Here is a 12,667-nt window from a genome sequence, read left to right as displayed (position 1 = left end):
GCTGTGCTATACTTGATAGAGATCATCTGTATAGCAGGCGAAAGAAAGGAAAGTTTGTATGAGAGATAAAGGAGCGGTCGATATTTCAACTGCTACTGAATTAAAACAGCATTTTGACCAACTAGTGCAACATGATTATTTACAACAATATATTGACGACACTCGACCGGACCAAGATGAATTGTGGCTTGCTTACCAACTCATTCGTGAAGTGGAGCCAGAAGAACGAGCTCTGGCCATATCGCTGGCTTGGGGCTTTGTTCATGCTGGTGTCATGATTCATGATCTTGTTTCGTTACATAATGAGGACGACGATCGGTTAAAAAAGAGAAGGCAGCTAAATGTACTTGCTGGAGATTTTTATAGTGCGCGTTACTATCAATCGCTAGCAGGTGTGAATGCAGTCGATATGGTTGAATTATTTGGAAGCACGCTTCAAGAGATTTACGAATTGAAAATGGCTCATTACATGGACAAGTCGTTAACAGTAGAAGTACTATATGATCAAAAAGCAACGGTCGATGCTTTACTCTTGCTAAGAATTATTCAAAAAGAGACGGATGAAGCGTATGTAAAGCGACTGGAGAGATTCTTTTTAACTAAAAGAGTGAAGAGGGAATTACAAGCGACTGTCGATAAAGAAACAATCAACGTGTTACAGAAAAAGCTTGTCCAGACGGAGCAATCACTACAGTCGTTCCTCAATAGCCAACGCAATGATATTCTCGATCAGTTTTTTTATGGGAGGCTTACAACATGAGTCAGTCTAAGGAGGAGCGCGTTCACAGCGTTTTTCAGTCTATTCATAAGAGATACGATTTGATGAACTCTGTCATTAGCTTGCAACGGCATAAAGCATGGCGTAAAGATACAATGAAACGCATGGCTGTTCAAAAAAACAATTCTGCTCTAGATGTTTGCTGTGGGACAGCCGATTGGTCCATTGCTTTAAGTGAAGCTGTTGGAGACGGTGGACGAGTAGTGGGTTTAGACTTTAGTGAAAACATGTTAGAAGTTGGCAAGGAAAAAGTAAAGCAATACGGCATGAAAAACATTGAATTGATTCAAGGGAACGCCATGGATCTACCGTTTGAAGACAATACATTTGACTATGTCACAATTGGGTTCGGACTTCGAAATGTACCAGATTACATGCAAGTCTTGAAGGAAATGGTACGTGTAACGAAACCAGGTGGAAGAATTGTGTGTCTGGAAACATCTCAGCCGACTATTCCAGGTTTTAAACAACTCTATTTCTTTTACTTTAAACATGTCATGCCTCTTGCTGGAAAACTGCTAGTTAAAAAATACGATGAATACGCGTGGCTACATGAATCAACGTTAGCATTCCCCAATCGAGAGAAGTTAGCGAGTATGTTTCGTGAAGCAGGCATGATAAACGTTGAAGTCAAGAGTTATACTGGCGGTGTTGCCTCTATGCATTTAGGACAAAAGCCGCAAAAGGACTCGTAGAAGGAGTTATCATTAATGGGGATAGCAGTAGGATCTAAAACAAAAACGTTTATGCGAATGATTAAAATCGAACATACGATTTTTGCACTTCCATTTGCATTTTTTGCTATGTTATTAGGCAGTCTTGTAGTGAACGGCCATTTTCCAACGTTTGTACAATGGTTTTGGGTAACGATTGCCATGATCGGGGCTAGAAGTGCAGCTATGTCGTTGAACCGTGTGATTGACGCTACAATTGATAAACATAATCCAAGAACCGCAAATCGTGAGATACCAGCAGGATTACTTTCGAAAGCAGATGTATGGATCTTTATTACCGTATCGTTTGCCCTTCTATTTCTTGCTGCGTTTAATCTTAATCTATTATCTGTATATCTATTACCAATTGCTGTTTTTTTTCTCGTATTCTACTCTTACACGAAACGATTTACATGGCTATGTCATGTTGTACTAGGTGTGACAATTGGAATTGCTCCGCTTGGTGGCTGGGTTGCCGTTACAGGTGAATTATCATTGATGCCTTTCGTGTTGTTTGGCGCCGTCCTTTTTTGGTTAGCTGGATTTGATACCGTTTATGCCACTCAGGATGCCGACTATGACGCTTCAAACGGGTTGTATTCAATACCAAGCCGTTTTGGGGTTGCAAAAGCTCTTGTAATCGCGAGAGGTTTTCACATTGTTAGTTTTCTTTTTTTTGTTTTACTCTTTTTCTATTCTCCACTTAGTTGGTTTTATTTAATCGGCGTACTTGTTGCAGGCATGATCATGATTTATCAGCACTCCATAGTGAAGAAGGATGATTTATCTAAAGTGCAACTTGCATTTTTTCCGATGAATGGTACCCTTTCTGTCATGCTGTTTGCCTTCGCTTTTGTTGATATGTTGTTTTTGCGATATTTTTAAAAAACGGGCTGACGAAGGCAGATAGATTTAGGAAAGAATGAAAAAAACTTTCTCTTATACGATAGAGAGGGGCGTAACCATCCCGTATCACTAGTGAGAAAAAAGAAAACCATTTATAAAACGAGCAGACCTTTAGGCTGCATAAGGGTGGCGTTCATGAAGTTAGCAGAAATATATAAAGAGTTTCAAACAGATATTGAATACATTGAATCCATATTAGAACGTACACTTTCAGCTGAACACCCCGTTTTAAACGAAGCATCGACGGATCTCTTAAAAGCGGGTGGTAAAAGAATTCGTCCAGTTCTTGTTCTTTTAGCTGGAAAGTTTGGAAACTACGACTTGGAAAAATTAAAGCATATCGCTGCATCGCTAGAGTTAATTCATATGGGTTCTTTAGTTCACGACGATGTAATTGATAATGCTTCATTAAGAAGAGGAAATGAGACGGTTATGGCAAGATGGGATAATCGTGTTGCCATGTATACAGGAGATTATATTTTTGGTCATGCCATTGAAACAACGAAAGCGTTTCAAGATAAGCGTGTACATGTAATTATTTCCGATGCAATGCATCAAATGTGTCTTGGCGAAGTTGAACAAATTAGAGATCAATACAATTGGGATCAAACCATTCGCACATACTTTAGGAGAATAAAACGAAAAACTGCTCTTTTAATTGCGGTTAGCTCTCAGTTAGGTGCGATTGCAGCGAATGTAGAAGAAGAGCTACAACAACAAATGTATTATTTTGCTTATTTCCTCGGCATGTCTTATCAAATTATGGATGATATATTAGATTTTGTCGGGACAAAAGAACAACTCGGAAAACCAGCTGGTGGGGATTTACGTCAAGGGAATGTAACCCTTCCTGCATTGTATGCGATGGATACGAATCCATCGTTTAAAGAAAAGCTCAGGAAAGAATTAACGAAAGACACAGCGAAAATGATAACGATGGAACCGTTCCTGAATGATGTACGTAACTCTGGCGGAATCGAGTATGCGCAAGACTTAAGTGACCGTTATTTAAGCAAAGCGTATGCGCTGCTAAATGAATTCCCTAATTGTGAGGCGAAGACCCATTTAAAACAAGTTGCCGCTTATATTGGTCGACGGAAGTATTGAGTCACGTTATAAAAAGCCGGTTGAGAACCTTCCTCATCCGGTTTTTTTGTGGATAATAGTGGGAATATTCTCTTTACTAGAAAAGTGTCAACGTGCGAGGAAAAACGAATATTTTCGCTATTTTTATTGTTAGCGCTTACTTCATTTGCTATACTAAAAGAGTTAACGAATAAACTAGATAAAGTGGGGTTGGAATGTTGGAACGTACATATGTGATGATTAAGCCTGATGGAGTTCAACGTAATTTAATTGGACCAATCGTTTCTCGTTTTGAGCAAAAAGGATTTAAACTTGTGGCGGGTAAACTTGTAACGTTAAGTAAAGAAACAGCTGAGACTCATTACGGTGAACACCGTGAAAAGCCCTTTTTTAATGAGCTTGTTACCTTTATTACATCGGGTCCAGTGTTTGCAATGGTTTGGGAAGGTGAACAAGCTGTGAAAATCTCTCGCCATTTAATCGGCGCGACGAATCCTGCTGAAGCTACACCAGGTTCTATTCGTGGGGATTACGCCATTCAAGTTGGTATGAATGTGATTCACGGCTCTGATTCTACTGAAAGTGCTGATCGTGAAATTGGCATATTCTTTTCCGAAGAAGAGCTTTCAACATATGAAAAAAATACAAACGTTTGGGTGTAAGTGTCATGCACAAGCGTTAGAGGGTACGGAAGGATGTCTTTTCATCCTTCCGTACTTTTTTATGTTAGACAAGATCCTTCTAAAAGGTCGAATGTACCCGATTTAAGCATTTTCGTGGTACACTAATAGGAAAAATGAAAGAGATGGAGCGTTTGAATATGCACGATCAAGATGATTACGAAGCCTTTTCTGATCTTTTCGCAACGTTAACAGGCATTCACTTACAAGCGTATAAACGCTCGCAAATGGAACGCCGTTTACGGTCATTAAGTGTAAAACATGGAATGAGTAGCATGAAGGCATATGGAGAGGCACTTAAAAAAGACCCGGCTCTTTTGTCTGAATGTAAAGAAAAAATGACAATTAATGTTACTTCTTTCTTTCGAAATGCAGATCGCTGGGAACGTGTAACAGATTGGCTATCTACTCGCCACCAGTTGACAAAAAAACCATTAGCTATTTGGAGTGCTGCCTGCTCTTCAGGTGAAGAGGCATATACTGTAGCGATGCTATGTAAGCGAAACGGTTTACCCCTAGAGAATAATCAGGTGCAAGCAACAGACTTAGATGAACAGATGATTCGTAAAGCTAAAAGTGGCCGTTACTCGGCGCAAGCAGCACAAACCGTTTTAGGAGAAGAGATGCTAAGTCGCTTTTTTCAAAAAGAAGACGTTGATTTTTGCGTCGTAGACGAGATTAAAGAAATGGTTTCATTTTCTACTTTAGATTTGATCCATGACGATTTCCCAAAACAGATGGATATGGTTATTTGTCGAAATGTATGCATTTATTTTACAGAAGAAACGAAAGAACGTATTTTTATGAAACTAAGTGATGCTTTAAAAGAAGGAGGGCTTCTGTTTGTAGGAAGTACAGAGCAAATTTTTCACCCTCATACATATGGATTAACAGCGATAGCTCCTTTTTTTTATCAGAAAACAAATTGAAAAATTGCGATATAGTTGGTATAATCGATTATAATTTAGCGCGTAAAAGTGATAAAGCAATTGGTAGAAGGAGTGGACAAAATGAGATTTCTTACAGCTGGTGAATCCCACGGCCCGCAATTAACAACTATTATAGAAGGTGTTCCTGCTCAAATACGTCTGGTGGAAGAGGATATTAATCGTGAGCTTTCACGCAGGCAAGGTGGATATGGTCGAGGTCGCCGGATGCAAATCGAAAAGGATCAAGTGAAAATTATGAGCGGGGTTCGACACGGCTATACAACTGGTGCTCCGATTACGTTCGTTGTTGAAAACAATGATTGGAAAAACTGGACAAAAATTATGGGGTCAGCGCCTATTTCCAAAGAAGAAGAAGAGAAGATGAGACGTCGCTTAACCCGTCCCCGACCAGGACATGCAGATTTGAATGGAGCAATCAAATACGGTCATCGCGACATGCGTGATGTATTAGAGCGTTCTTCAGCAAGAGAGACCACCGTTCGTGTAGCTTGTGGGGCGCTTGCAAAAGTTATTTTAAAGGCCATTGGCATTGAAGTAGCTGGTCACGTTCGAATAATTGGTGGTATCGAAGCTAAAGTGGGAGAGTCCCTTCCTATTAAAACGATTCAAGAACGTTCGGAAGCGTCTCCGGTTCGCTGTCTTGATGAAGAAGCGGGCACGAAAATGATGGCAGCCATTGATCAAGCAAAGCAAGATGGTGATAGTATTGGTGGCGTTGTGGAAGTAGTGGTCGAAGGATTGCCAATCGGATTAGGAAGCCATGTTCATTATGACCGAAAACTAGACGGGAAAATTGCCGGAGCGGTCATGAGCATAAATGCCTTTAAAGGTGTTGAGATCGGTCTAGGTTTTGAAGCGGCGCGAAAACCTGGTAGTCAAGTTCATGATGAAATCATTTGGGATGAACAAACAGGTTATAGTCGGAAAACGAACCGTTTAGGTGGTTTTGAAGGTGGAATGACGAACGGTATGCCAGTCGTTGTAAAAGGTGTCATGAAGCCGATACCGACCTTATACAAACCACTGAAAAGTGTGGATATTGATTCAAAAGAGGCGTTTGATGCAGGTGTTGAGCGATCTGATAGTTGCGCAGTGCCAGCCGCTTCAGTGGTGTGTGAAAATGTCGTGGCTTGGGAAATTGCAAACAGCCTGCTAGACACGTTCCCGGCAGATCAACTTTCAGATCTTCAAGCGGCTATAGAGCGACACAATGAAAAAGCAAGGCTGTTTTAATCATGAAGGTCCATGTGCAAACAGAGCATAAAAGCTACGATGTCATAATTGAACAAGGCATCCTAAATCAAGCCGGATCGATTATTGAAAAAGTTGCCCCTGCTTCGCGTTACATGCTCATTGTCGATGAACAGGTCGCGACTCATTATCTTCAAACGTTTCTTCAAACGTTCACACACACAGCTGTACATGTGTCAATTGTTCCAAGTGGAGAACAGTCTAAATCGTTTGCTCAATATGAAGATTTATTAAATGATTGTTTTAACTATCAGCTTGATCGCTCATCGGTCATTATCGCATTTGGAGGCGGAGTTATTGGTGATTTAGCTGGCTTTGTAGCAGGTACCTATATGCGTGGTATTTCTTTTGTACAAGTACCAACGACATTATTAGCCCATGATTCAAGTGTTGGCGGTAAGGTAGCCATTAATTTAGAGAAGGGTAAGAATATGGTTGGGCTGTTTCACCAGCCGGAGCTGGTTCTCTATGATCCCCAGCTTCTAAAAACACTCCCTGAAAAAGAATGGCGTTCAGGCTTTGCTGAAATTGTCAAAATGGGATTTATCGCGGATCATGATTTCTTAGTATGGCTAGAAGAGGAGATTGATTCGCTGGCGTCTATTAGCGACGAGGTGCTTGAACGTATGATTGAACGAGCCATAGCGTTAAAAGCGCGCATTGTGCAGCAGGATGAACAAGAGCTGGGCATTCGTGGGATTTTGAATTTTGGTCATACATTAGGTCATGCCATTGAAGCAGAGCTAGGTTACGGTAAGGTGACACATGGTGAAGCTGTTATGGTCGGAATGGCTTTTGCATTGAAGTTTAGTGAACGTTACCACAGCATTGATCTTGCTTCTGATCGGTACGTAGCGTGGATTCAATCTCTTGGGTATACTGTTGAAATTCCTACTTCGTTAGGGGTAGAGGATTTAATTTCGCGTATGATGAAAGATAAAAAAGCACGTCACGGTACGCTTCATTACGTATTATTAAACGCATTAGGTAAAGCGACAATTGAACCGATTACTGCAGAAGAGTTAGTAGCAGAATTAACAGTAGAAAAAGGAGATCATTGATTATGATGCGAGGCATTCGTGGGGCGACGACAGTTGAAAAAAATGAAGCAACAGAAATTGAACGTGAGACTGAACGCCTCCTTCGAAAAATGGTAGCAGATAATGAGATTCAACCAGAGCATATTGCGCAAGTGCTTGTCACTGTAACAGATGATATTGATGCTTGCTTCCCAGCCAAAGCTTTACGTAATTTAAAAGGGTTTGATTTTGTACCAGTTATGTGTGCCCAAGAAATTCCTGTGAAAGGAAGTTTGCCTCGTTGCATTCGGGTGATGATGACTGCACAAACCGATCAAGATCAGCAAGATGTTTGTCATACTTTCTTAAATCAGGCGATCACGCTTCGACCAGATCTTCTGCAAAAGGGCTAGGTACTTAATGGGTTGACGTCAATGGTTTTTTGCGTTAGACTACGTGCAAGCAAGATTAGATGAGTAGAGTTTAGAGTAGAGATTAGTTGAGAATGAGCAGAGCGGAGAGAATGTAGACGAAGTAAAAAACCCTTCCTATAAATATATTTGGAGATGCGTCAATCCTCCAACCGCTCTTCATTTTCACGTCACAAGGAGTGAGTGGTAAATGAAGAAAATAAATCCCCTTAATGATCAAGTGAAGAAACGTACAACAAGTAAGAAGCAGACGGGTAATCAAGATATGCCAATGCTTCACCTTTCTTTTATTCCACTATCCAATTTCATGTCGCGCACTCGCTATGTATGTAGGTATCACCTTGTTGCGTTTACAAAAGTAGGTGTATGCCATGATTAAAGCGATGTTACACCGCTGTTTAGACAATGGTACACTAAGCGAACAAGAAGCAGAGTTGCTTATGGGCGAAATCATGCATGGACGATTAGCAGACAGCCAGATTGCTAGTTTTATGACGTTGCTTCGATTTAGAGGAGAAACAACAGATGAACTAGTTGGCTTTGCTCGGGCAATGCGAGGGATGGCTGAACCATTTCCTGTTCAATTAGAACGGACGATTGATACATGTGGGACTGGTGGGGATGGACTTGGAACGTTTAATATTTCCACTGCAACTGCCATTGTCCTTGGATCAATGAATATACCTGTAACGAAACACGGCAACCGCTCTGTGTCTTCAAAAACAGGAAGTGCCGATGTGTTTGAAGCGCTTCATATTGATATTCAAACATCTGTGACAGAAGCAGCAACTATGCTAACAGAGCAATCACTATGCTTTATGTTTGCCCCTCTGTATCACCCTTCTATGAAACATGTAATGAAAACGAGAAAAGAGCTAGGCTTTCGAAGCATTTTTAATCTTTTAGGTCCGCTAACAAATCCAGCGGGCGCTAAACATCAGTTGGTAGGCGTTAATAGCCGTGCAACCGCTGATCAATTTGGACACGTATTGCAGCGACTCGGTACAACACACTCGGTTATTGTTAGTGGTGCCGATGGACTTGATGAATGTGCGATTCATGGTGAAACGTACCTTGTTGATGTGAAGGAAGATACAATTGATGCCATTACTATAAAGCCTGAAGACGTTGGTTTTACCTGTGGATCTTTAGCGTCCATCCGAGTCCAGACCCCTGCTGAGAGTGCTGCTTTAATTCATCAAGTACTCCTAAATGAGGCGCCACAAGAAGCAATTGATATTGTAGCGTTTAATGCAGGTGTTGCTCTATACGCAGGTGATTATGTATCTTCCATTCATGTTGGTATAGAAGAAGCAAAGCGGACTATTGCAAATGGTCAATCCCAACTTTATTTGACCTCGCTACAATCTAAGAAGAGAGGGATAAAACATGCTTGATCAGATTATTGCAACCAAAAAAGAAGAAGTCCGTCTGTTAGAAATGCCGGCTCCTGTAGCGGTAAAGCGAGTCAGTTTAAAACAAGCTTTATTGGAGTCAACTTTTGACCTAGGTTTAATTGCAGAAATTAAGCAAGCGTCTCCTTCAAAAGGTCTGTTAGTTAAGACCCTCGATGTTAAAGGGATTGCCCGGTCGTACCAAATGGCTGGTGCGTCTGCTATTAGTGTGCTAACCGATTACCCCTATTTTAAAGGCAAGAAAGAATATATCAAGCAAGTAAAAGACGCCGTTGACCTTCCAGTCTTACGGAAAGACTTTATTATTGATGCCAAGCAAGTGGAAGAGTCCTATCGACTTGGAGCGGATGCGATCTTGCTGATTGCAGGCGTTATGGAATACAATCAGCTACGAGAGCTCTATGAACAAGCGTATGAATTAGGGCTTGAATGTCTAGTAGAGGTACATGATGAAGAAGAAGCGCACACATTGCTTCAATATATCAAACCAGAAATTGTTGGTGTGAATAACCGAAATTTAAAAACGTTTCAAACGAGTATTAACCAAACAGAATTGATTTTACCATCCCTTTCAAAAGAAGCGGTTATTGTGTCGGAAAGTGGTATCCGTACAAAGGATGACCTTATTTACTTAAAAAATTTAGGTGTTCATGGTGTGTTAATGGGTGAGACATTAATGAAAACGACAGATCGTTCTAAAGCCATTGAAAGCCTGTTTGCAAATGAGCGGACAGTGAGATGAAGACGAAATATTGTGGCATTCAATCGAAAGAAGATTTAGAAGTTGTCGCTCACTCATTATGTGATTACATTGGATACGTTTTTGCGAAAAGTAAACGTCAAGTGTTTCTTGATGATGTAATGGGTTGGATTCAGTCTGTTCCTCATCAAAAGAAAAATGTCGCTCTCGTTGTAAACGCAACAATAGAACAAATAAAACCCCTTTTCGAAGCGAATATTTTCCACGTTCTTCAACTTCATGGAAGTGAGTCAGTGGACACTGTTAAAGCCATTCGACATGCTTATCCAACTATTGATCTTTGGAAAGCCATCCATGTTGATGATCGTACAGTTGAGCAGCTTCACTGTTATGCTCCTTATGTAGATGCTCTTCTGCTTGACACAAAAAGCGCACAAGCGTGGGGTGGAACAGGGCAAACATTTGAGTGGAGGCATATTCCTACGTTTATCGAAATTGCAAACCGTTATGACACGCCTCTGTTTATTGCTGGTGGAATAAACAAAGACAACATCCAAGATGCACAACACTATAACGTGTTTGGTTTAGATCTATCCAGTGGGATAGAGCAAAACGGACGAAAAAATAAACGAGCAGTGGAAGAGCTTGAAGAGGTGATCAAAAGAGATGAAAACGGATCTTTATCCAACTGAACAAGGTCGTTTCGGTGAGTACGGCGGGCAATATGTACCAGAAACAATTATGAGTGCACTAGAGGAATTAGAGGCGGCTTTGGATGAAGCACTAGCAGATCCTGCATTTACAAGTGAATTAACAACATTGTTAACACAGTATGCAGGCCGAAAAACTCCGATCACATATGCCGACCAGCTTAGTAAAGCATTAGGAAATGTCTCGATTTATTTAAAACGAGAAGATTTAGTGCACACAGGCGCACATAAGCTGAACAATGCCCTCGGACAAGTATTGTTAGCAAAGCGAATGGGTAAAAAGAAAATTGTCGCTGAGACAGGCGCGGGTCAGCATGGTGTAGCGACGGCAACTGTAGCCGCGAAGTTTGGCATGGACTGTTTAATTTATATGGGCGAAACCGATATGGAGCGACAGCAGTTAAATGTGTTTCGAATGGAGCTTCTTGGTGCGAAAGTGATCCCAGCTAAGAGTGGAAGTAAAACGTTAAAAGATGCAACAAATGAAGCCATTCGCCATTGGGTAACGAATGCCGACGATACGTTTTACATTATTGGTTCTGTAGTGGGTCCTCACCCTTATCCAAAAATGGTTCGTCAATTTCAACGTATTATTGGTGATGAAGCAAAAGAGCAAATGCTCACTGATTACGGAAAATTGCCTGATACTATTATTGCGTGCGTTGGTGGAGGAAGTAATGCGATTGGCATGTTTTATCCATTTATTGAAGACGATGTTACGTTAGTTGGTGTGGAGGCAGCCGGCCTTGGCGTCGATTCTTCTCATCACGCTGCAACGTTAACAAAAGGAACAAAAGGGATCATTCACGGTTCTCTAACGTATTTACTTCAAGACGAGGTAGGTCAAATTATAGAGCCATATTCTATTTCAGCTGGTCTTGATTATCCTGGAATTGGTCCAGAGCATGCCTATTTAGCAGATTCAGGTCGTGTTACGTATGAAGCGGTAACAGATGAAGAGGCTCTCTCTGCTCTGCGTATGCTCGCTGAACACGAGGGCATTATTTGTGCCCTGGAATCAGCACATGCTGTTGCTCAAGCGATTAAACAAAGTAAAGTAGGAGAAAATGAAACAATTTTAATCTGTTTATCCGGACGCGGCGACAAGGACATGCATACCATTTACAAAAATGTTGAAGGAGGTTCTTCCCATGAATAGGTTGGCGCAAGTTTTACAAAAGGATGATTTGTTCATTCCGTTTATAACGGCGGGAGATCCTTCTCTTGACGTGACGATTGAGCTACTGCTTTCATTACAAAAGCAAGGGGCCGATGTTATTGAACTAGGTGTGCCGTACTCTGATCCTTTAGCGGATGGACCTACTATACAAGCAGCTTCTATTCGAGCTATTAAAGCAGGAACCACACTACCGCAAATTTTAAAGATGATTCCATTAGCTCGAAGCAAAGGTGTCCATGTACCCATTATTTTGTTTACGTATGCAAATCCTCTTTATCAATACGGATTCGAAACTTTTGTTGAACAGGCATCGACGTTTGAAGTAGACGGTGTTCTCGTTCCAGATTTACCATTTGAAGAAGCCCAGACATTGGCCACATTATGTAAAGCAAATGGCTTGTCTTTTATATCAATGGTAGCCCCCACTTCAAGAGAGCGGATTAAAAAAATTGCTTCATCTGCAAGTGGTTTTTTATATTGTGTATCAACGACCGGGGTGACCGGTGCTCGTGACCAATTGCCTGCTGATTTAAAAAAGTTTATTGATACAGTAAAGCAGCACGCTCAGGTTCCTTGTGTGGTTGGATTCGGTATTCATAAACGTGAGCAAGTAGAAGCTATTCAACAGTACGCTGACGGAGTTGTAATTGGAAGTGCGATTGTGAAAGAAATAGAAAAGCGGGGAAAACAACTTCTAATTGAAAGAGAAAAAGAAAAGGCTCTTGCGGAGATTGAACACTATATTGGTGAGCTTCAAGGAATAAATACAGTATCTCGTTAAAAAAATGTTGAAGAAAAAGCTCTTTTTTCGTAGGATAACTAGTAAGATTATTGAAAGTAGGTGTGGA

Annotated in this window: 15 protein-coding genes; all 15 read left to right on the top strand. The window is 41.0% G+C overall.

Annotated features, from left to right (window positions below):
- Positions 1 to 58 precede the first annotated feature (58 nt).
- Positions 59 to 760 (top strand): heptaprenyl diphosphate synthase component 1, encoded by a 702-nt coding sequence (locus E2L03_RS00765; protein WP_038480265.1) that lies wholly within the window; start codon positions 59 to 61, stop codon positions 758 to 760.
- On the top strand, positions 757 to 1,473 hold the full coding sequence (locus tag E2L03_RS00760; protein WP_038480262.1) for a demethylmenaquinone methyltransferase: 717 nt from the start codon (positions 757 to 759) through the stop codon (positions 1,471 to 1,473). The genes E2L03_RS00765 and E2L03_RS00760 overlap by 4 nt, the downstream gene beginning before the upstream one ends.
- A gap of 15 nt (positions 1,474 to 1,488) precedes the next feature.
- Positions 1,489 to 2,376, top strand: a complete 888-nt coding sequence (locus E2L03_RS00755; protein ID WP_038480261.1) for a UbiA-like polyprenyltransferase — start codon at positions 1,489 to 1,491, stop codon at positions 2,374 to 2,376.
- 156 nt (positions 2,377 to 2,532) lie between these two features.
- On the top strand, positions 2,533 to 3,504 hold the full coding sequence (hepT, locus tag E2L03_RS00750) for a heptaprenyl diphosphate synthase component II (protein ID WP_038480258.1): 972 nt from the start codon (positions 2,533 to 2,535) through the stop codon (positions 3,502 to 3,504).
- Between the two features lie 197 nt (positions 3,505 to 3,701).
- Positions 3,702 to 4,145: a nucleoside-diphosphate kinase gene (gene ndk / locus E2L03_RS00745; protein WP_038485682.1), complete on the top strand. Its 444-nt coding sequence runs from the start codon at positions 3,702 to 3,704 to the stop codon at positions 4,143 to 4,145.
- 158 nt (positions 4,146 to 4,303) lie between these two features.
- A complete protein-coding gene (locus E2L03_RS00740) occupies positions 4,304 to 5,092 on the top strand; it encodes a CheR family methyltransferase (RefSeq protein WP_055737650.1) in 789 nt (262 codons plus the stop codon).
- Between the two features lie 81 nt (positions 5,093 to 5,173).
- Complete coding sequence (gene aroC / locus E2L03_RS00735; protein WP_038480252.1) at positions 5,174 to 6,346, top strand: chorismate synthase; 1,173 nt, start codon at positions 5,174 to 5,176, stop codon at positions 6,344 to 6,346.
- Positions 6,347 to 6,348: 2 nt separating this feature from the next.
- Positions 6,349 to 7,425, top strand: coding sequence for a 3-dehydroquinate synthase (gene aroB, locus E2L03_RS00730; RefSeq protein WP_051667524.1), 1,077 nt, complete (start codon positions 6,349 to 6,351; stop codon positions 7,423 to 7,425).
- Positions 7,426 to 7,427: 2 nt separating this feature from the next.
- Positions 7,428 to 7,796, top strand: coding sequence for a chorismate mutase (gene aroH / locus E2L03_RS00725; RefSeq protein ID WP_134258435.1), 369 nt, complete (start codon positions 7,428 to 7,430; stop codon positions 7,794 to 7,796).
- 208 nt (positions 7,797 to 8,004) lie between these two features.
- Entirely contained in the window at positions 8,005 to 8,193 is a 189-nt protein-coding gene (locus E2L03_RS00720; protein WP_038480243.1) for a hypothetical protein, read from the top strand.
- Positions 8,186 to 9,211 (top strand): anthranilate phosphoribosyltransferase, encoded by a 1,026-nt coding sequence (gene trpD, locus E2L03_RS00715; protein WP_055737652.1) that lies wholly within the window; start codon positions 8,186 to 8,188, stop codon positions 9,209 to 9,211. Before E2L03_RS00720 ends, trpD begins: the two co-directional genes overlap by 8 nt.
- A complete protein-coding gene (gene trpC / locus E2L03_RS00710) occupies positions 9,204 to 9,971 on the top strand; it encodes an indole-3-glycerol phosphate synthase TrpC (protein WP_134258434.1) in 768 nt (255 codons plus the stop codon). The genes trpD and trpC overlap by 8 nt, the downstream gene beginning before the upstream one ends.
- On the top strand, positions 9,968 to 10,621 hold the full coding sequence (locus tag E2L03_RS00705) for a phosphoribosylanthranilate isomerase (protein WP_134258433.1): 654 nt from the start codon (positions 9,968 to 9,970) through the stop codon (positions 10,619 to 10,621). The genes trpC and E2L03_RS00705 overlap by 4 nt, the downstream gene beginning before the upstream one ends.
- Complete coding sequence (gene trpB / locus E2L03_RS00700) at positions 10,596 to 11,798, top strand: tryptophan synthase subunit beta (protein WP_055737655.1); 1,203 nt, start codon at positions 10,596 to 10,598, stop codon at positions 11,796 to 11,798. Before E2L03_RS00705 ends, trpB begins: the two co-directional genes overlap by 26 nt.
- Complete coding sequence (gene trpA / locus E2L03_RS00695) at positions 11,791 to 12,600, top strand: tryptophan synthase subunit alpha (RefSeq protein ID WP_134258432.1); 810 nt, start codon at positions 11,791 to 11,793, stop codon at positions 12,598 to 12,600. Before trpB ends, trpA begins: the two co-directional genes overlap by 8 nt.
- Positions 12,601 to 12,667 lie beyond the last annotated feature (67 nt).

Origin of the sequence: Shouchella oshimensis (genome assembly GCF_004375095.1) — a bacterium.
GTDB lineage: Bacteria > Bacillota > Bacilli > Bacillales > Bacillaceae_D > Shouchella > Shouchella oshimensis.
This window is presented reverse-complemented; position numbering and strand designations above follow the sequence as displayed.

Bases quoted from the DNA above. Each gene is read 5' to 3' on its own strand.
- E2L03_RS00765 (WP_038480265.1), top strand. From the start codon at position 59: ATGAGAGATAAAGGAGCGGTCGATATTTCAACTGCTACTGAATTAAAA.
- E2L03_RS00760 (WP_038480262.1), top strand. From the start codon at position 757: ATGAGTCAGTCTAAGGAGGAGCGCGTTCACAGCGTTTTTCAGTCTATT.
- E2L03_RS00755 (WP_038480261.1), top strand. From the start codon at position 1,489: ATGGGGATAGCAGTAGGATCTAAAACAAAAACGTTTATGCGAATGATT.
- hepT (WP_038480258.1), top strand. From the start codon at position 2,533: ATGAAGTTAGCAGAAATATATAAAGAGTTTCAAACAGATATTGAATAC.
- E2L03_RS00740 (WP_055737650.1), top strand. From the start codon at position 4,304: ATGCACGATCAAGATGATTACGAAGCCTTTTCTGATCTTTTCGCAACG.
- aroC (WP_038480252.1), top strand. From the start codon at position 5,174: ATGAGATTTCTTACAGCTGGTGAATCCCACGGCCCGCAATTAACAACT.
- aroB (WP_051667524.1), top strand. From the start codon at position 6,349: ATGAAGGTCCATGTGCAAACAGAGCATAAAAGCTACGATGTCATAATT.
- aroH (WP_134258435.1), top strand. From the start codon at position 7,428: ATGATGCGAGGCATTCGTGGGGCGACGACAGTTGAAAAAAATGAAGCA.
- E2L03_RS00720 (WP_038480243.1), top strand. From the start codon at position 8,005: ATGAAGAAAATAAATCCCCTTAATGATCAAGTGAAGAAACGTACAACA.
- trpD (WP_055737652.1), top strand. From the start codon at position 8,186: ATGATTAAAGCGATGTTACACCGCTGTTTAGACAATGGTACACTAAGC.
- trpC (WP_134258434.1), top strand. From the start codon at position 9,204: ATGCTTGATCAGATTATTGCAACCAAAAAAGAAGAAGTCCGTCTGTTA.
- E2L03_RS00705 (WP_134258433.1), top strand. From the start codon at position 9,968: ATGAAGACGAAATATTGTGGCATTCAATCGAAAGAAGATTTAGAAGTT.
- trpB (WP_055737655.1), top strand. From the start codon at position 10,596: ATGAAAACGGATCTTTATCCAACTGAACAAGGTCGTTTCGGTGAGTAC.
- trpA (WP_134258432.1), top strand. From the start codon at position 11,791: ATGAATAGGTTGGCGCAAGTTTTACAAAAGGATGATTTGTTCATTCCG.